Source organism: Saccharomonospora saliphila YIM 90502, assembly GCF_000383795.1.
GTDB classification, from domain to species: domain Bacteria; phylum Actinomycetota; class Actinomycetes; order Mycobacteriales; family Pseudonocardiaceae; genus Saccharomonospora; species Saccharomonospora saliphila.
Window position 1 is genome coordinate 21,149 of record NZ_KB912712.1, and the last position, 18,270, is coordinate 39,418.

The 18,270-nt window shown below is 70.1% G+C and carries 17 protein-coding genes, 1 tRNA gene, 1 other RNA gene and 1 pseudogene; 14 read left to right on the forward strand and 6 right to left on the reverse strand.

What is annotated here, in order from left to right; genetic code table 11:
- A pseudogene (locus SACSA_RS26350) lies at window positions 1-428 on the reverse strand (hypothetical protein); the annotation flags it as partial.
- Between the two features lie 217 nt (window positions 429-645).
- Here SACSA_RS26350 and SACSA_RS0117625 point away from each other — a divergent pair.
- Window positions 646-1,164 carry a M48 metallopeptidase family protein gene (locus SACSA_RS0117625; RefSeq protein ID WP_019819054.1) on the forward strand — a complete coding sequence of 173 codons (519 nt, stop codon included), beginning with the start codon at window positions 646-648 and terminating at the stop codon, window positions 1,162-1,164.
- Between the two features lie 33 nt (window positions 1,165-1,197).
- Here the strand turns inward: SACSA_RS0117625 and SACSA_RS0117630 are convergent, their stop codons facing one another.
- Window positions 1,198-2,661 carry a zinc-dependent metalloprotease gene (locus SACSA_RS0117630; protein ID WP_019819055.1) on the reverse strand — a complete coding sequence of 488 codons (1,464 nt, stop codon included), beginning with the start codon at window positions 2,659-2,661 and terminating at the stop codon, window positions 1,198-1,200.
- Between the two features lie 286 nt (window positions 2,662-2,947).
- Here SACSA_RS0117630 and SACSA_RS0117635 point away from each other — a divergent pair, with 286 nt between their 5' ends.
- Window positions 2,948-3,958 (forward strand): YlbL family protein, encoded by a 1,011-nt coding sequence (locus SACSA_RS0117635; RefSeq protein ID WP_019819056.1) that lies wholly within the window; start codon window positions 2,948-2,950, stop codon window positions 3,956-3,958.
- A gap of 18 nt (window positions 3,959-3,976) precedes the next feature.
- Here the strand turns inward: SACSA_RS0117635 and SACSA_RS0117640 are convergent, their stop codons facing one another.
- Complete coding sequence (locus tag SACSA_RS0117640) at window positions 3,977-4,573, reverse strand: PPA1309 family protein (protein WP_019819057.1); 597 nt, start codon at window positions 4,571-4,573, stop codon at window positions 3,977-3,979.
- 155 nt (window positions 4,574-4,728) lie between these two features.
- Between SACSA_RS0117640 and SACSA_RS0117645 the strand changes: the two genes are divergently transcribed.
- The 8 genes from SACSA_RS0117645 to SACSA_RS0117680 all read left to right on the forward strand — a co-directional run bounded on the left by SACSA_RS0117645 (window position 4,729) and on the right by SACSA_RS0117680 (window position 13,186).
- Window positions 4,729-7,692 (forward strand): UPF0182 family protein, encoded by a 2,964-nt coding sequence (locus SACSA_RS0117645; RefSeq protein ID WP_028661992.1) that lies wholly within the window; start codon window positions 4,729-4,731, stop codon window positions 7,690-7,692.
- Between the two features lie 194 nt (window positions 7,693-7,886).
- Window positions 7,887-7,960 (forward strand) — tRNA-Met (locus SACSA_RS0117650).
- A gap of 161 nt (window positions 7,961-8,121) precedes the next feature.
- The gene (locus SACSA_RS0117655) at window positions 8,122-8,619 is read left to right on the forward strand and encodes a PadR family transcriptional regulator (protein WP_019819059.1); all 498 of its coding nucleotides are present in this window, start codon (window positions 8,122-8,124) and stop codon (window positions 8,617-8,619) included.
- 246 nt (window positions 8,620-8,865) lie between these two features.
- Complete coding sequence (prfB, locus tag SACSA_RS0117660; RefSeq protein ID WP_019819060.1) at window positions 8,866-9,972, forward strand: peptide chain release factor 2; 1,107 nt, start codon at window positions 8,866-8,868, stop codon at window positions 9,970-9,972.
- 62 nt (window positions 9,973-10,034) lie between these two features.
- Window positions 10,035-10,724: a cell division ATP-binding protein FtsE gene (gene ftsE / locus SACSA_RS0117665; protein ID WP_028661993.1), complete on the forward strand. Its 690-nt coding sequence runs from the start codon at window positions 10,035-10,037 to the stop codon at window positions 10,722-10,724.
- Window positions 10,725-10,804: 80 nt separating this feature from the next.
- On the forward strand, window positions 10,805-11,701 hold the full coding sequence (gene ftsX, locus SACSA_RS0117670; protein WP_019819062.1) for a permease-like cell division protein FtsX: 897 nt from the start codon (window positions 10,805-10,807) through the stop codon (window positions 11,699-11,701).
- 85 nt (window positions 11,702-11,786) lie between these two features.
- On the forward strand, window positions 11,787-12,269 hold the full coding sequence (smpB, locus tag SACSA_RS0117675; protein ID WP_019819063.1) for an SsrA-binding protein SmpB: 483 nt from the start codon (window positions 11,787-11,789) through the stop codon (window positions 12,267-12,269).
- Complete coding sequence (locus SACSA_RS0117680) at window positions 12,266-13,186, forward strand: amidohydrolase family protein (protein ID WP_019819064.1); 921 nt, start codon at window positions 12,266-12,268, stop codon at window positions 13,184-13,186. The genes smpB and SACSA_RS0117680 overlap by 4 nt, the downstream gene beginning before the upstream one ends.
- Window positions 13,187-13,222: 36 nt before the next feature.
- Here the strand turns inward: SACSA_RS0117680 and SACSA_RS0117685 are convergent, their stop codons facing one another.
- From SACSA_RS0117685 to SACSA_RS0117695, 3 genes are read right to left on the reverse strand one after another with little or no spacing between them, the layout of a single operon-like run.
- Window positions 13,223-13,864, reverse strand: coding sequence for a response regulator transcription factor (locus SACSA_RS0117685; RefSeq protein WP_019819065.1), 642 nt, complete (start codon window positions 13,862-13,864; stop codon window positions 13,223-13,225).
- Window positions 13,865-13,879: 15 nt separating this feature from the next.
- On the reverse strand, window positions 13,880-15,025 hold the full coding sequence (locus SACSA_RS0117690; protein ID WP_019819066.1) for a sensor histidine kinase: 1,146 nt from the start codon (window positions 15,023-15,025) through the stop codon (window positions 13,880-13,882).
- Window positions 15,022-15,723, reverse strand: coding sequence for a sensor domain-containing protein (locus SACSA_RS0117695; protein ID WP_019819067.1), 702 nt, complete (start codon window positions 15,721-15,723; stop codon window positions 15,022-15,024). Before SACSA_RS0117695 ends, SACSA_RS0117690 begins: the two co-directional genes overlap by 4 nt.
- A 215-nt stretch (window positions 15,724-15,938) precedes the next feature.
- On the opposite strand from SACSA_RS0117695, the gene ssrA reads away from it, so the two are divergent.
- The 4 genes from ssrA to SACSA_RS0117710 all read left to right on the forward strand — a co-directional run bounded on the left by ssrA (window position 15,939) and on the right by SACSA_RS0117710 (window position 18,253).
- Window positions 15,939-16,311: a transfer-messenger RNA gene (ssrA, locus tag SACSA_RS24835) on the forward strand.
- A gap of 358 nt (window positions 16,312-16,669) precedes the next feature.
- Window positions 16,670-16,894: a hypothetical protein gene (locus tag SACSA_RS0117700; RefSeq protein ID WP_028661994.1), complete on the forward strand. Its 225-nt coding sequence runs from the start codon at window positions 16,670-16,672 to the stop codon at window positions 16,892-16,894.
- A gap of 5 nt (window positions 16,895-16,899) precedes the next feature.
- Window positions 16,900-17,310, forward strand: a complete 411-nt coding sequence (locus tag SACSA_RS0117705) for a DUF2267 domain-containing protein (protein ID WP_019819069.1) — start codon at window positions 16,900-16,902, stop codon at window positions 17,308-17,310.
- Window positions 17,311-17,539: 229 nt separating this feature from the next.
- The gene (locus SACSA_RS0117710) at window positions 17,540-18,253 is read left to right on the forward strand and encodes a dienelactone hydrolase family protein (RefSeq protein WP_019819070.1); all 714 of its coding nucleotides are present in this window, start codon (window positions 17,540-17,542) and stop codon (window positions 18,251-18,253) included.
- Window positions 18,254-18,270 lie beyond the last annotated feature (17 nt).

The following is an 18,270-nucleotide window of genomic DNA, read 5'->3' on the forward strand; positions in this document are numbered from 1 at the left end:
CCCGAGGCCGCGAGCGAGGCCATCACCGCCGCGGCGCTGCCGCTGCCGTGGACCAGCACGTGCCGTGGGACCGGGCGCACGGCGTCGTGGTCGTCATGGCGGGCGGGTGCGGCCGACCACAGCACCGGCCCGTCGTACTCGGAGCCGGTCGCGCCGTCCTCGACCAGACCCTGCCGCACCAGGTCGGCCAGGACGGCGCGCAGGCGTTCGGCATGGTCGTGTGAGGCGAGGTCGAGCAGGGTCTCGGTACTGCGCCGACCGTCAAGGCCCCGGAGGATATCCACGAGGACAGGCGGCAGGTCGGTGGCCACGACGGCGTGCCGGGGGTCGAGGCCGATCTGGAGCTCGTCGTGCCGCCGGGCCAGCACCTCCAGCCCGGGGAGGAGCCGCGGACGACGGGGGAGCGCCTGATGTGCCGGGGAAGTCATGCGCACAGCGTGACCCGCTCCGGCCGCACGTGCACGCGGCGTGAGCCCGGTTGTCCACAGGTCCTGGGCGGGTGTGGACAACTCGCTGGATGTGATGTTGTGTGCCTCGTCGTCGTCGGTGGCTGGCCTTACGGTGGGACATGTGGCCGATGCACGGGTTCCCTCGCTCAGAAGTCGGGACAAGTCTTCGCGACAGTCCGCTGTGAAAGAAGAAAAGGTGGAGGTGCGGCGCAGCGCGCGCCGCCGTCGCACGGTGACCGCGTACCGGGACGGGGACACACTGGTCGTGCTCATCCCCGCGACGATGACCAAGGCCGAGGAACGGCACTGGGTCGCCGAGATGCAACGCAAACTCCAGCGCACCGAGAACAGGCGGGCCTCACCGGCCCGCGCCTCGGACGAGGCCCTGCTGCTGCGGTGTGCCGAGCTTTCGCGCCGTTACCTCGACGGCACCGCCCAGCCCGCCAGCGTGCGGTGGGTTCCGCCCATGCGCACCCGGTGGGCGTCGTGCACGCCGGCCGACCGGTCGATCCGGGTCAGCGAGCGGTTACGGCACGTGCCGTCCTGGGTGCTCGACTACGTGCTGGTGCACGAACTGGCGCACCTGCGCATCGCCGAGCACAACACCCGGTTCTGGAACCTGGTGCGGCGCTATCCGAAGACGGAACGCGCCATCGGTTTCCTCGAAGGCCTCTCGGCGGCCGAGGGGACGGGCCTCGCGAACGTCGACGGCTGACGGCCGCCCGGCGGGACGGTCGTCGTATCGGGATCAGGCGTCGCCGCCGGACCCGCCGTCCCGCCGCCGGTCCTCGGAGTCGTCTCCCGCGTGGTCGTCCGCGCCGCTGTCATCGCCGGCAGAACCCGCGTCCTCGGCACGGTCGGTGCCGGACGACGCGTCCCCCGGTGCTTCCGAGGCACCGTCGGCCTCCGCCTCGGCACGGCGGGTGCGTTCGAGCTCGGCCATGGGGTCGAGGTCGCCGGTGGCGCCCTGCGTGTGGAGCCGCTCGGCGAAGCCGGCGGGGTCGTCGAGGTCCTCGGCGGTCGGCATCAGGTCCGGGTGCGACCACAGATCGTCGCGGGCCTGGATGCCGGAGCGATCCCCGACGTGTTTCCACAGGTCAGAGGCGGCGCGCATCCGGCGCGGCCGCAGTTCGAGGCCGACGAGCGTGGCGAAGGTCTGCTCCGCGGGGCCGCCGGTGGCGCGCCTGCGCCGCAGCGTCTCGCGCAGGGCGTCGGCACCGGGAAGGCGGTCCCCGACAGCGTCGGCGACCACGACGTCCACCCAGCCCTCGACCAGTGCCAGCAGGTTCTCGAGCCGGGCGAGCGCGGCCTCCTGCTCCGGGGTCGTGCGCGGCTCGAGCAGTCCGGACGACATCGCCTGCTCGATGCTCGCGGGGTTGCTCGGGTCGATCTGCCCGGCCAGCTCCTCCAGGGCCGAGGTGTCGACCGAGATCCCGTGCGCGAACTCCTCCACCGCGCCGAGCAGCCGCTGCCGTAGCCACGGCACGTGGGCGAACAACCGCTGGTGAGCGGCCTCCCGCGCGGCGAGGAACACCAGCACCTCGCTGCTGGGGCGCTCGAGGCCCTCGGTGAACTTCTCGATGTTGGCGGGGACCAGCGCCGAGGTGGCCTCCGGGCCGAGCGGAAGTCCGATGTCGGTCGAGGTCAGTACCTCCGAGGCCAGTCCGCCGAGCGCGTTGCCGAGCTGCGAGCCGAACGCCATGCCGCCCATCTGGCCGACCATCGACAGCAACGGCCCCGCCGCCTGCTTCGCCTCCTGGGGCAGTGCCTGCATCCACGCGTTGGACACCTGCTTGGCGACCGGGTCGCACAGCCGCTGCCACGTGGGCAGCGTGCGGTCGATCCAGTCCCGGGCCGACCAAGCCACCGTGTTCGACGCCCCGGCGGGCAGGATCGTGGCCTCGTCCAGCCACAGTTCCGCCAGGTGCGCCGAGTCGCGTACGGCGGAGTCCGGCGACTGGTCACCGCTGGTGAAGCCCATCCGCCCCTGTCCCTGGCTTCCGAGGCGTTGCACGGCGATCTGCTTGGCCAGGTCGTAGTTCACCGGACCGGACGACGTGCCTGCCTGGGAGAGCATCTGCCCGAGCTGGGACAGCATCTGTCCGAGCTGCTGAAAGGCATCGGAGCCGGACTGCCCGCCCTGGCCCGACGGGTCGTTCTCGCCGCCTTTGTCGGGATCGGGAAGTCCGAAGCCGAACGGTGGGTTGCTCATAACTCCCACCGTACGCGGGTCGGCCCCGCCTGGAGCCACCCGCGTCGCCCCGGTCGGTTCGCCCGTGGCGTGCAGAACACGCCCGCGCCGTCAGCGTGCGAGACACGCCCGCGCCCTCGTCCACGCGGCCCAGCCGTACGCTGGGCGCGTGAGTGAGTCCTCCGACAGCGAAACGCCAGCCCACGTCACTCGCGCCGACGACTCCCCCTCGGCGGGGTCGGCGCCCCCCGACGAGCGGGACGAGGCCCGCGCGCACCGGCGCTCTCTGTCCCGGCGCGGCTGGACGATGGTGGTCAGCGGCGTGCTCGTGCTGGTGTTCGCGCTGGTCGGCGCCTTCGTGCGGGTGCCCTACGTGGCGCTCGGTCCCGGGCCCACCTACAACACGCTGGGCACGGTGGACGGGCACGAGGTCGTCAGCGTCGATGGGCAGCGCAGCTTCCCCGCGGACGGTGAGCTGCGGATGACCACGGTCTCCCTCAACGACGACATGACGCTGTTCGGCGCGCTGGGGCTCTGGCTGAGCGGACGGTTCGCGCTCGCGCCGAGGGAGAACTACTTCCGGCCGGGCCAGACCGACGAGGAGGTCCGGCGGCAGAACCTGCGGCAGTTCCGGGTCTCGCAGAGCAACGCGGAGGTCGCCGCGCTGCGGCGGCTGGGTCACCCGGTGCAGGTCGTGGTGGCCGAGGTGGAGAAGAACAGCCCCGCCGACGGCGTGCTCAAGCCCGGCGACCGGCTGCTCCGGGTCGACGGCCGGGAGGTCGCCGACAGCGCGGCGGTGCACGAGGCGCTCGCCGACACGCGCCCGGGGCAGACGGTGTCGTTGACCGTGCGCCGGGACGGCGAGGGGGAGCGGACAGTGCGGGTGACGTTGACGAATCGCCCCGACAACCGGCCGCAGGGGTTCGTCGGTTTCCAGCCGTCGGACCGCGCCGACGTGCCGTTCGAGATCGACATCGCGTTGGAGGACGTCGGCGGCCCCTCGGCGGGCCTCATGTTCGCGCTCGCGATCGTGGATCGCCTCACCCAGGGCGACCTCACCGGCGGCAGGCACGTCGCCGGCACCGGAGAGATCGACGCCCAGGGCAACGTCGGAGAGATCGGTGGCATCTCGTTCAAGCTCGTCGCGGCGCGGGAGGCCGGTGCCACGTCGTTTCTCGTGCCGAGCGGGAACTGCGACGAGGCGGTCGCCTCCGCCCCCGACGGCCTGCGGCTGATCGAGGTGGGGCACCTCGACGACGCCGTGCACGCGCTGGAGGCGCTCAACTCGGGCGAACCCGTTCCGACCTGCGCGTCCTGACGCATCCGGGGCAGGGCCTCACGGCTGCAACGTGGCGCGCAACGCCTCGACCAGGTTCGGCGCCAGGTCCGGATGCTCGATGAGTTCGTCGGTGGTGTCGTCGGCGGGCTCACCGTCCTCGTCCGGACCCTCGGTCGCCCGCGGTGGCTGCACGCCGCGCAGCCGCATCACGCACGCGGCGTCGCCGTCGCGGAGCACCGCGGCCACGAGGCGTGCCTCGGTGCGGCGCGGATGGTCGGCCGCGGCCTGACGCAGGCGGTCGAGGTCCTCGTCACCGCCGTCGCCGACCTCGGGCAACTCGTCCTCGGCGTCGGGGGGAAGCACGACGATCTCCTGGGCGAGCGCGCACCCGCGCACCACGTCGGGCCAGGCGATCCGGCCGAGGGACTCGGCGAGGTCGCCCTCGGGCAGCTCCTCCTGCGCCACCGGGGTGAACTCGCTGTCCGGGTCGAGCTGTCCGGCCAGTTCCGGCTGTTCGCGCAGGATCTCGGCCGTCGGCACCAGCGCGAACAACTGGGTCGGCTGATCCCAGCCACCCGCGGCGACGAACTCCTCGACCTCCCGTGCCAGCGCGGCTACCCTTGCGACACTCGCCCGATCCTCGCTCTCCGTCATGACCCCATCCTGGCAGGCGTGGCCGCGGGTCGTGCCGACGCCCGGTTTGGGGGGGTTCGGGAACTCGGGCGGGGAACCGTAGAGTTGAGTGAACAGGGACGCTGCCAGTGTCGGCGCCCCGCCAACGACCGTCCTGAACACGGGGAGTGTGCGTAGTGGCCACCCGGCCTCCTGCCAGTCTGCCGAAACTGTCCCGGCGTGCCCGCGTGCTGCTCATCGTGGCGGCCGCCATCCTCCTGGTGCTGTTGCTCGGCGCCCGAATGCTGAACACCTACGTCGACTGGTTGTGGTTCGGCGAGGTCGACGCGCGGGGGGTCTTCAGTACCATCCTCGTCACCCGTGTCGCGCTCTTCTTCCTCACCGGCGCGCTCGTCGGCGGGTTGCTGGGGTTGAGCCTGTGGCTGGCCTACCGGGCCAGGCCGGTGTTCGTGCCCGTGTCCGGGGCCGACGACCCGCTCGCCCGGTACCGCTCGCTGATCGTGGCGCGCACGAAGTGGTTCGGCATCGGCATCCCGGTGGTCACCGGTTTGATCGCGGGAGCGAGCGGCCAGGGCAACTGGCAGGTCGTGCAGAAGTGGATGAACGGCGCCCAGTTCGGCTGGACCGACCCCGTGTTCAACCTCGACGCCGGCTTCTACACCTTCGACCTGCCGTTCTACGGCTGGGTGCTCGGCTGGCTGTTCGTCGCCCTGGTCGTGTCGTTCCTCGGAGCGCTGGCCACGCACTACGTGTTCGGTGGCATTCGGCTGGCGGGCCGTGGGGGACAGATCTCCGGCCCCGCGCGGGTGCACCTGCTCGTGCTGATCGGCGCGTTCGTGGTGTTCAAGGCGATCGAGTACTTCCTCGACCGGTACGAACTGCTGTTGTCCGACCGCAACGACCTGTTCACCGGTGCGGCCTACACCGACCTCAACGCCGTGATGCCGGCCAAGCTGATCCTGCTGTGCATCTCCGTTCTGTGCGCCATCGCGTTCTTCGTGGGGGCCTTCCTCCGCAACATCCAGCTTCCCGGGATCGCTCTGGTGCTGCTGTTGTTGTCCGGCCTGATCCTCGGGGTGGCCTGGCCCGCCGTGCTCGAGCAGTTCTCGGTCCGCCCGAACGCCAACGAGAAGGAAGCGGCCTCGATCGAGAACAACATGGAGGCCACGAAGTACGCCTTCAACCTTGGTGAGGAAACCGTCGACGTGCGGGAGGACTACACCGGCAACTCGAACGCGAGCCCGGAGGAGGTCCGCGCCGACCAGGGGACCATCCCGAACATCCGGCTGCTGGACCCGAACGTGCTCAGCCCGACGTTCACCCAGCGTGTCGGCAGGGAGAACTTCTACGGCTTCCCCGAGAAGCTCGATATCGACCGCTACGAGGTCGACGGCAAGGAGCAGGCCTACATCGTCGCCGCCAAGGAGATCAACACGAGCGGTCTCGCGGAGAACCAGCGGACCTGGGTCAACCGCCACCTGGTGTACACGCACGGCAACGGATTCGTGGCCGCTCCGGCGAACACGATCGACCGCGCGCTGGAGGACGCCAACAGTGACGGCGGGTATCCGCTGGCCCGTACGAGTGACACGCAGGACCCGGACGGGGCGGGCATCCAGGTCGACGAGCCGCGCATCTACTTCGGGGAGCTCTCCACCGACTACGCGATCGTGGGCGGGACGCCCGGCGAGGCGCCGGGCGAGTACGACACGGCGACCGACCGCAGCTACCTCTACGAGGGGCAGGGCGGTGTGCCGATCGACAACATGTTGAACCGCCTCGTCTTCGCCGCCCAGTACGGCGAGCGCAACATCCTGTTCTCCGACCAGATCAGCGACGGCGCCAAGATCATGTACAACCGGGACCCCCGCGAGCGGGTGGAGAAGGTTGCCCCGTGGCTGACCGTGGACGGGGACCCGTATCCGGCGGTGATCGACGGCAGGATCAAGTGGATCGTCGACGGGTACACCACGCTCAACAATTTCCCGTACTCGCAGCGCACCTCGCTCGGTGACGCCACGCAGGACTCGTTGACCGGTGTTCCGCGCCAGCAGGACAACCAGATCAACTACATCCGCAACTCGGTGAAGGCCACGGTCGACGCGTTCGACGGCACCGTCGACATGTACGCGATGAACGACAACGACCCGGTCCTGAAGACGTGGATGGACACGTTCCCGGGCATGGTCAAGCCGAGCTCGGAGATCAGCGACGAGCTGCGAAGGCACTTCCGGTACCCGGAGGACATCTTCAAGGTCCAGCGCGAGCTGCTGACCAGGTATCACGTCAACAACGCGCAGGAGTTCTACTCGACCCAGACCTTCTGGAACGTCCCGCAGGACCCGACCGAGGAGGGTGGGACGAACCCGAACTCCAACGTGGCCAACCAGCCGCCGTACTACCTGTACGCGCAGGCACCGGGCCAGGAGGAGCCGCACTTCCAGCTCACGAGTGCGCTCACTCCACTGGCGAGACAGTACCTCGCCGCCTGGATGACGGTGTCGTCGCATCCGGACGACTACGGCAAGATGACGGTGCTCAAGCTGCCGACCAGCGGCGGGAGGCAGCTCGAAGGACCGGTGCAGGTCCAGAACGCCTTCCAGAGCAATCCGAAGTTCACCCAGGACCGCACGTTGCTGGGCAACCAGAGCGTCGACATCATCTACGGCAACCTGCTGACGTTGCCGGTGGCGGGCGGCTTCCTCTATGTCGAACCGGTCTACATCCAGCAGCGCAACAACCAGAGCTATCCGCAGCTGGCGCGCGTGCTGGTGTCCTTCGACGGCCGGATCGGTGTGGCGTCGACCCTGAACGAGGCGCTCGACGAGGTGTTCGGCGAGGGGACAGGGGAGGCCGCGACCGGCCCCGCCCAGGACTCCCCGGATTCCGGTGACAGCGGGCAGGAGCAGCAGCCACCGCCCGAGGACGGCCAGCAGCCTCCCGAGGACGGGCAGCAACCGCCGCAGGACGGGCAGAGCGGCAACGCCGAGCTGGACCAGGCGATCACCGACATCCAGGCCGCTCTGGAGAAGCTGCGCCAGGCGCAGCAGTCCGGTGACTTCAATGCCCAGGGCGAAGCGTTGCAGGAACTCGACGACGCCGCTCGCCGCTACGAACAGGCGGAGAACTCGGGAGGCTGACTCCTCCACGTGAGGGAGGTCGGTCGCTCGATGTGACGTGGCGGACACCCACTTTGCGTCTACGGGCCACCGTGGCGTAAAGTGGGTGTCACCGGCACGGAGGACACAGTCCGCCACGCCGGGTGCCTCTCCCCGAAGGGGGACCCCCCTGCAGGGGCCTCGAGGAGGATGAGGTAGTGTGGACAACACAACGACGCGGGGTGGAGCAGTTCGGTAGCTCGCTGGGCTCATAACCCAGAGGTCGCAGGTTCGAATCCTGTCCCCGCTACTGCCGGTAAGGCCCGGACCCTCAGGGTCCGGGCCTTACTCGTGTGTAGGTCACCGTCGCGTGACGACCCGGATGCGCTGGGTGAACCAGCGGTTCCATTGTGGACATCCTGGCGGGGGCCACTGTGGACAGATAGCGATTTTCGTGGCACGGTGAGAGGCGTGTCCGACTTGAACGCGACTGCCGCAGCGCTGCTTGGTCTGCTCCATGACGGTCCCGCCACCGGTGGTGAGCTGGTCGCGGCGGCTGAGGAACGATTCGGCACGTTCTTCAGCGTCACGAGGAGCCAGGTCTACCGGGAGCTGCCCGCACTGCACAAGGAAGGCTACCTGCGGCTCGGCAAGCAGGGGCCGCGATCCAGCCAGCAATACGTCATCACCGCCGCCGGGAAGAAGGCCTTCAAGGCCTGGGTCACCGACGACTCCGGCCCCGACCACCTGCGCAGTCCGCTGATCCTGCGCGTGGTCAACGCGGGGGTGCTGACGCCGAAGCAGCGTGCCAACCTCTTCGAGGTGGCCAGGGAGACCTACAAGGTCGAACTGGACGAGGCCAAGGCCGCCGTGAAGGCCGCCGACGACCCGGTGGAGAAGGCCGTCGCCGAGTTCGGCCAGGCCTACGCCCGGGCGGCCCTCAAGCTCGTCGACGCCCTCTCGTCGTAGACGCATCCTCGGAGAACGTCGACGCCCTCGCCGGAGAACGTGGTGAGCCCACGCGCGTGACCCAGGCCGGCGTCGCTGTGACGCCTGCCCGCACGCCCCGTTCCGACGATGCTTACCCGGTCGGGTGACCGCGGGACCGCGGTGCCGGGTCCGCCATCGGCGTGGGGTGGCCGCGGAGCGAGATGTTGTGACCGTCGGCGCGGCCGCCGACGAGTGGCCGTGCGATTTGCCGTAACCTTGTCTGTTGTGAGTGTCGACTTCGAAGCTGCGATCAAGGACCTCGGCGGCAAGCTGTCGCAGGTCGAGGCCGTGATGGACCTGGACGCGCTGCGCAAGGAGGTCGCCGAACTCGAGCAGGAGGCCGCGCGGCCGGACCTGTGGAACGACCCGGAAACGGCGCAGAAGGTCACCAGCAGGCTTTCCCATCAGCAGGCGGCGCTGCGGAGGGTGAATGACCTGCGGCAGCGCGTCGACGATCTGGGCGTGCTCCACGAGCTGGCGGTCGCCGAGGGGGACGCGGCGAGCCGTGCCGAGGCCGAGCAGGAGCTCGCCCAGTTGACCCGGGAGATCGACGCGCTCGAGGTGCGCACGCTGCTGTCCGGCGAGTACGACGAGCGCAACGCCGTGGTCACGATCCGCTCCGAGGCGGGCGGGGTGGACGCCGCGGACTGGGCCGAGATGCTGCTGCGCATGTACCTGCGCTGGGCCGAACGGCACAACTACCCGACCGAGGTCTACGACATCTCCTACGCCGAGGAGGCGGGCATCCGGTCGGCGACGTTCAAGGTGGCCGCCTCGTACGCCTACGGCACGCTGTCGGTGGAGCAGGGTACGCACCGCCTGGTGCGGATCTCGCCGTTCGACAACCAGAGCAGGCGGCAGACCTCCTTCGCCCATGTCGAGGTGCTGCCCGAGGTCGCCGAGGTCGACCACGTGGAAGTGCCCGAGAAGGACATCCGTGTGGACGTCTACCGTTCGTCGGGGCCGGGTGGCCAGAGCGTCAACACCACCGACTCCGCCGTGCGCATCACGCACCTGCCGACCGGCATCGTCGTGTCCTGCCAGAACGAGAAGTCGCAGTTGCAGAACAAGGTCGTCGCGATGAAGGTGCTGCAAGCCAAGCTCCTCCAGCGCAAAAAGGAGGAGGAGCGCGCGGAACTCGACGCGCTGCGCGACAGCGGGTCGAGCTGGGGCAACCAGATGCGCTCCTACGTGCTGCACCCGTACCAGTTGGTCAAGGACCTGCGAACCGAGCATGAGGTGGGCAACCCGACCGCGGTGCTGGAGGGCGACCTCGACGGCTTCCTCGACGCGGGCATCCGCTGGCGTAAGCAGCAGGCCGACGCGACCTGACACCACCCGCACTCCGGTAGGCAACCGAGGCTTCACGTCGCCCGACTGTAGGATTGCCGACCGTGATCCGGCTCGATAACGTCTTCATGGTCTACAAGACCTCGACGCGTCCCGCCCTTGAGGACGTGACGGTCGACGTGGACAAGGGAGAGTTCGTCTTCCTCATCGGGCCCTCGGGCTCGGGTAAGTCGACATTCCTGCGGCTGTTGCTGCGGGAGGACACGCCCAGCAAGGGCCGCGTGCTGGTGTCGAACTTCGACGTGGCCAAGATGCCACGCCGCAAGATCCCCCGGTTGCGTCAGACGATCGGGTGTGTCTTCCAGGACTTCCGGCTGCTGACCAACAAGACCGTCGCCGAGAACGTCGCGTTCGCGCTCGAGGTCATCGGCAAACCCAAGCGCACGATCACCAAGGTCGTCCCCGAGGTGCTGGAGCTGGTGGGGCTGGACGGCAAGTCCGACCGCATGCCGCACGAACTCTCCGGCGGGGAGCAGCAGCGCGTGGCGATCGCCCGTGCGTTCGTCAACCGGCCGCTGGTGCTGCTCGCCGACGAGCCCACCGGGAACCTCGACCCCGACACCAGCCAGGACATCATGCTGTTGCTGGAGCGCATCAACCGCACCGGGACGACGGTGCTGATGGCGACCCACGATCACTCGATTGTGGACTCGATGCGTCGCCGGGTCGTCGAACTCGACAACGGCCGAGTGATCCGCGACGACAAGCGTGGTGTGTACGGCGTCGGGCGCTGACCCCCGCGGCCCCGGTACCCTCCGCTCACCCCGCCCGCCCCGACAACCCCCGACCCCCGACCCGAGGAAACGTCCCCACGATGCGCGCCAGCTTCGTCTTCAGCGAGGTCGTGACCGGTCTCCGCCGGAACGTCACGATGACCATCGCGATGATCCTCACCACCGCCATCTCCCTCGGGATGTTCGGTGGCGGCCTGCTGTTCGTCCGCACCATCGACAAGATGAAGGCGAACTACCTCGAGGACGTCGAGGTCACCGTCTACCTCAACGAGAACATCAGCGCGGACGACCCGGACTGCACCAGCACCGAGTGCTCGTCCCTACGGCAGTCTCTCGAGACCCACGCGGCGGTCGAGTCCGTCGTGTACGAGAACCGCGACGAGGCCTACGAGCGGTTCCAGGAGATCTTCCAGAACGAGCCGGACATGATGGAGCTGGCGCGACCGGATTCGCTGCCCGCGTCGTTGCACGTCAAGCTGTTCGATCCGCAGCGCAGCGACGTGATCGTGCAGGACTTCGCGGACCGGGAGGGAGTGTCGAAGGTCGATGACCAGAACAAGTTCCTCGAACGCTTCATCAACCTGCTCAACGAGGGACGCAACGGCACGTTCATCGTGGCGCTGATCGCGGCGGCGGCCGCGGTCCTGCTCATCGCGAACACGATCCAGGTCTCGGCGTTCACCCGGCGCACCGAGGTGGGGATCATGCGTCTCGTCGGTGCCACCCGGTGGTACACGCAGCTCCCGTTCCTGCTGGAGGCGGTCGTCGCCGGGGTGCTGGGCTCGATCCTGGCCACCGGCGGGCTGATCGGGTTGAAGTACGCGGTGCTCGACCGGCTCATCGAGCAGGTGTCGGCCATCCCGCCGATCGCGCTGGCCGACATCGCCTTCCCCGTGGCGCCCGTTCTGCTGCTCACCTCGATCGTCATCTCCGCGGTGACCGGCTATGTCACGCTGCGGTTGTACGTGCGGCACTGACGAGTTCGCCGTGTGGCGGCGCGGAGGACGCGCGGCGCCACACAGCGGCGGCACCACAGGGGCGGTCGGAGGATAGAGTCGAGGCATGGCGAAGGAAGTCGGTCACAAGGTGATCGTGTCGAACCGTCGTGCGCGGCACGACTACTCGGTGCTGGACACCTACGAAGCCGGGCTCGTGCTGGCGGGGACCGAGGTGAAGAGCCTGCGTGCGGGCAAGGCGTCGCTGGCCGACTCGTTCGCCACGGTCAGCGACGGGGAGATCTTCCTGCACAACGTGCACATCCCCGAGTACTCCCACGGCACGTGGACCAACCACGAGCCGCGCCGCAAGCGCAAGCTGCTGCTGCACCGCCAGGAGATCGAGAAGCTGATCGGCAAGACCAAGGAGTCGGGCCTGGCGCTGGTGCCGCTGTCGCTGTACTTCCGCGACGGCAAGGTCAAGGTCGAGCTGGCGCTGGCCAAGGGCCGCAAGATTCACGACAAGCGGCAGGCCATCGCCAAGCGGGACGCGCAGCGCGAGGTGGAGCGGGCGATGGGCCGCGCCGCGAAGGGCAAGAACAGGCGGTGAGCGCGGCGGCCGACGGCGCCGGTCCCGGACCGAGCGCCGACGACGACGTCGCCGCCTGGGTGCGGGACCTGGGGCTGGACGGGCTCGTCGACATCCACGTGCACTTCCTGCCCGAGCGGGTGTTGCGGAAGGTGTGGGCCTACTTCGACCGCGCCGAGACGCACTACGGCACGGCGTGGCCGGTGCACTACCGGCTTCCGGAGCCCGACCGGGTGGCACGGCTGCGCTCGCTCGGGGTGCGTGCGTTCGCGCCGCTGGTGTACCCGCACAAGGCCGGGATGGCGGAGTGGCTCGGCGAGTGGGCACGGGACTTCGCTGCTCGCGTGCCCGAGGCGGTGCCCACGGCGACGGTGTACCCGGAGCCGTCCGTGGCCGCCTACATCGCCGAGGCGCTGGAGGCGGGCATCCGCTGCGTCAAGGCGCACGTGCAGGTCGGCGCCTACGATCCCCGTGACGAGTCGCTCGACCCGGCGTGGGGACTGCTCGCCGAGGCGCGCGTCCCCGTGGTGGTGCACTGCGGCCACGGGCCGTTGCGGGGCCCGCACACGGGACTCGACGTGTTCGAACGGGTGCTGCGACGGCATCCGCGCCTGGTGGCGGTGCTGGCGCACGCGGGTATGCCGGAGTACGACGAGGCGCTGGCGCTGGTGGAGCGCTACCCGGGCGTGTACCTGGACACGACGATGGTCGGCGTGCCGTTCACCGAACGGCTCATGCCGGTGCCGCGCGACTGGCCCGCCCGGCTCGCCGGGATCGCCGACCGCGTGGTGCTGGGCACCGATTTCCCGAACATCCCCTATTCCTACGCGACCCAGTTGCGCGCGATCGCGGGCTGGGCCGAGGCCGATGCCCGGCTCGGCGAGCCGTTCCTGCGCGCGGTGCTGCACGACACCCCCGCGTCGCTGCTCGCGTCCTGATCCGCGTCGTGGTGGGCGGTCAGCGTCCGAGGTAGGTCAGCGTCCGAGGTAGGTCAGCACGGCGCGGACCCTGCGGTGTTCGATGTCACCGGGTTCGAGACCCAGCTTGGTGAAGATGTTGCGGACGTGCTTCTCGACGGCGCCGTGCGAGACGACCAAGCGGGTCGCGATCGCGGTGTTGGTCAGGCCCTGCGCCATCAGCCCGAGCACCTCCGACTCGCGGGCGGTCAGCGCGTCAAGGGGGTCCCGCCTGCCGCGCGCCAAGAGCTGCGAGACGACCTCGGGGTCGATGGCGGAGCCGCCCGAGGCGACCCGGCGCACGGCCGCGCAGAACTCGGCGACGTCGGCGACGCGCTCCTTGAGCAGGTATCCCACCCCGCCTTCCGGGCCGGAGAGGAGCTGGACGGCGTAGGTCTCCTCGACGTACTGGGACAGCACGAGCACGGCCAGGCCCGGAACGCGCTCCCTGGCGCGCAGCGCCGCCCGCAATCCCTCGTCGGTGAACGTGGGCGGCATGCGGACGTCGACGATCGCGAGGTCGGGACGGTGCTCGGCCACCGCCTCGACCAGCGCGTCGCCGGAGTCGACGGCGGCGACCGTGTCGATGCCGTCGTCGGCGAGCAGGCGCTGCACCCCTTCCCGCAGCAGGACGGCGTCCTCCGCGATCACCACCCGCATGTGCGACTCCCCGGTTCACCACGTACACGGCAGGTCGGCCCGCAGCACGGTGGGGCCGCCGACGGGACTGACCACGGACAGTGTGCCGTCGATCGTCGCGGCGCGGTCGGCCAGCCCCGCCAGACCGCCCCCGGGCCGCAGCCGCGCGCCGCCCACACCGTCGTCGGTGACCTCGACCACGACGCTGCCCTGTTCCCGCCACACGCGGACCCGGGCCTCGGTGGCGTCCGCGTGCTTGGCGAGATTGGTGAGGGCCTCGCCGACGAGGAAGTACGCCGTGCTCTCCACCGCCGCCGGAGGCCGGTCGGGCAGCTCGACCACGATGTCCACCGGGATCGGTGCCGTCGCCGCCTGCGCCGACAGCGCCGCGTCGAGCCCGCGGTCGGTGAGCACCGCCGGGTAGATTCCCCGTGCGAGGTCACGCAGCTCGGAGACCGCCTTCTTGGCGTCGGCGTGGGCCTCGTCCAGCAGAGCACGGGAGCTGTCCGGGTCGTCGGTGAACTTGCTCCGGGCCCGGCCGAGGCTCATCGCCACGGAGACGAGCCGCTGTTGGGCGCCGTCGTGCAGGTCACGCTCGATCCTGCGGCGCTCCGCCTCGGCCGCGTCGACGCCCCGGGCACGGGAGGCCTGTAGCCGCGACGCCTCGGCCTCGGCTCGGCGGGCGCGTGGCGGGCCGAGCAGGGTGGCGGCGAGCCTGCCGTGCATCCACGCGACCGAGGGCGCCACCCAGAGGGCGACCGGCAGCAGGACCACTCCCACGAGACCGACCGCGAACTCCACGATCCCGACGGGGAAGGCGAGCAGCACGTACCCGAGGTCCCGCCAGGTCGTGGGCTCGGTCAGCCGGGTCCGCCACCGCCGTAGCGGCCCCTGCCCGGGGGTTTCCCGGGTAGGGGAGATGATCTCCACTCCGAGCGCGGTCCGCACCCACCGCCGTTCGAGGTCGGCACAGACCCGCACCAGTTCGGTCGTCGCCAGCAGCACCGGGATGCCGACCCAGACCACGGTCGTGGCGATCCCCACGACGGCGAGCGCGACCACGACGACGAACTCGACGATCCGGAGGGGGAAGCTGAGGATCAGAAAGGCCAGGGAGCGGGCGACGGCGAGGGCCCGGCGCGGCCTGCCGTGTTCGGCACCGGCCTCGGTACCGGTCCTCATCGCACCACCGGGGTGTGGGCGAGGCCGCGGCCCTGGTGGCCGCTGTCGGTGTCCAGCTCGCGCATCCGTGCGGAAGAGGGGCCGAGCACGGCACGGGCGAGGCGGGCGTGGGCGGCGGCCGTCGCCCGGAGCACCACCACGCACGCCGCAAGCAGCAGTACCCCGAGCGCCGCCCACGGCAGGCTCGAGGCCACGGAGTCGACGGTGATCCACCGGAGGTCGGTGTCGTAGCCGGGGAAGTGCCACGCCCCCGTCGGGAGGAAGCGGTAGTACACCGGCAGGGCGACCAGCGCCGCCGCGACCGACAGCGGAACCACGGTGAAAACGAACTCCACGATCCCGACCGGGAGCAACAGCATCAGATAGAGGTAGTCGCGCCACGTGGCCGAGTCGGTCAACCGCACAGCCCAGCGACGCCGCACGCCGGACGAGGGGAGCGGGCGGTACGGCGGTGGCACGTACACGTCGAGAAGGCGGTGCACGCGGCGCCGCTCGAGCCGCGCGCCGCCGCGTGCCAGCAGGATCGCCAGCGCGCCGACCGGCACACCGACCCAGACCACGGCGGTGGCCGCGCCGACGGAGGTCAGCGTGACGAGCACGACGAAGCTCGTGATGCCCGCGGGCAGGCTGAGCAGCAGCATCAGCAACGACCCCGCGATCGGTGGCCGCGGGGTCGGCCCGGCGGGTGTTCTCGACATGGCGTGTCTTCTCCCTCGTTCGGTACAGCGGGCGGCCCGCGGGCCGGGGGAGGTCCAGGATCTCGTGCCGGGAGCCCGATGCCCATCCCGTCGGCCGGTGTTCCGGAGGTGGGGAAGGCCCTACCCCAGCTCCCGGGACAGCGCCGAGGCGGGGGAATGATCCGGTTGCGCCGCGCGTTATCCTGGTTGCGGACACGATCACAGATCGCCCACGAGGGGGTGAACGGTTTCGACTCTGGACGTTGATTCAGGGGAAGCGTGCCGGTGCAGGCAACGACCACCGCAAGCGTCGTTCGCACTAAATATAAGCGCCAAGACGAATAGTCAGCGCGACTTCGCCCTCGCTGCCTGAGCGAGTGTGAGGTCTGTCGGCCCGGGTAAGCCTCCGACCCGGTCGCCGGCATCAGCCAGGAGGCTCACCGCCGGTTCCGGCCACGGGAACCGGTAGGGAAACCAACAGTGGCTGGGCCCGTCACACCGGCTTGTTCGCGTGACCGGTGGGGCCGAGCAGAGGCACAGCGAACTGCGCACGGAGAAGCCCTGGAGAGGCGCCAGAGGACCCGGGTTCGATTCCCGGCACCTCCACCGAACGGTGTCTTTCCCGCCGCCGCGTGCTGGACAGCACCCGGCGGCGTTGTCGCCCTGTGCGGGCAACCTCGATGCCGGGGATGCCCCTGCCTGGAGGGCGTCGACCGGAGTGTCTCGGCGATCCGCGCACGCCGCTCATCCGGATCGAGGATGTCGAGGGTGCGCGCCTTTCGGGCCTCCCTCCTTTCCCGTCCCTTCCTTTCCCGGCTTCCGGGCGCCGTAGCCCCGCGTCGGCCGCCACGGTATTCGCGGGCCGTGTCCCGGGCCCCTCGTCAGGTTCGCTCCCGGCCGCGGTGCGGAACGGTTTGGACCCGCGGCGGCTCGGCAAACCTGGAGACTGCGTAGGAGGGAGATAACCATGGCAACGGAAGCACGTTCCCCGGTGAAGGACAAGAACTACAACCTCGTCAGCGTCCTGCAGGCGTCGTTGCACTACGCGTGGCAGTTGGAGGAGTACATCGCCGACGCGGAACGGGACGGCGACGACGAGCTCGCGGGGTGGTTCCGCAAGATCCAGGAGAACAACCAGAAGGCCGGAGAGCAGGGTAAGAAGATGCTGTCCGAGCGGTTGCCGAAGGACTGACGGGCATGGAACACGACCACTTCATCGGCCAGGTGCAGGCACGCGCCCAGTTGGCCAGTCGGGGTGAGGCCGAGGGACTGACTCGCGCCACGCTGGAGACACTCGGCGAGCGCATCCCGGAGCAGCTGGCCACCAACCTCGCCGACCAGTTGCCCACCGAGATCGGGGAGAGCCTGCGGCGCACCATCACCATGGGCGGAGCGGGGTCCGGTGAGCGCTTTGGCCTGGACGAGTTCACCCGCCGGGTGTCCGAACGCGGGCACGTCGGCGAGCCCCATGCCGTTTACGGGGCACGGGTGGTGCTCGAGGTGACCGGCGAGGCCACGGAAGGTGTGCTGGACAAGGTCCGCGAGGCCCTGCCCGACGATCTGCGCGAGCTGGTCGACGCGGGTAGCACGGGCGAGCTGCGCTCGTAGGTACTCGCTCGGCGGGGGCGGTCGTACCGGGCCGTCCCCGCGACGGGGGCCCGGACAGGGCGGCTCGGTCGCCGTGGCGCCCTTGCGGCGGGCGCCCGAGTTCGTGAAGGCGACTCGCGCGCGGGAGCGGGCTAATCGCAACACGGTAAGGGGCAACTCGCGAGCTGGTGGGGGCAACTCGCGTGCGGGAAGGGGCAACTCGCGGGTTGGTGGGGGTTACCGTGCCGGAATGGGATACGAGATCGACACGTCGCGGGTCCGGGTCGGGGAGCTGGGGGCGTACCTGTCTCGCCCGGCAGAGGGCGGTTCCGGCGGGATGCTGCTGCTGCCGATGGTCACCGGCATCGGGGAGCAGGTGCGGGAGTTCGCCGACGACATCGCGCGGACCGGTGTCACCGCGCTGAGCTGGGACCCGTGGCACGGGCCGAGCAGTGACGACACTCCGCACGAGCGCCTGTTCGAGTGGCTTGCCGAGCTCGACGACGAGCGCAGCCTCGACGAGATGCGGCGACTGCTCGACCACATGCACACCGAGCTGGGGCTCACCCGGGTCGGCGTGATCGGCTGGTGCCTCGGCGGTCGGTTCGCGCTGCTGCTCGGCGCGCGCGACGAGCGCCTCGCCTCGGTCGTGGCCTACCACCCCACCGTGCCTGCGACTCCGGCCGCCAACCACACCGCGGACCCGTTCGCCGCCGCCGGACGGATCACGGCCCCGGTGATGATGCTCTACCCGCGCGCCGACTCGCTGGTGCCCTGGGAGAGCTTCACGGGACTCCGGGACGCGCTCGAATCGCGGGACACGGGAGCGAGCGTGGTGCACGTCTACCCGGGTGCCGAGCACGGCTTCACCAACAAGACCCGCCACGAGAACCCGGTCAACGCCGCGGCCTACGCGATGTCCTGGACGCAGGTACTCGACTTCGTGCGCACGACGACGGCCTGAGGCAGCGTCCACCGGCC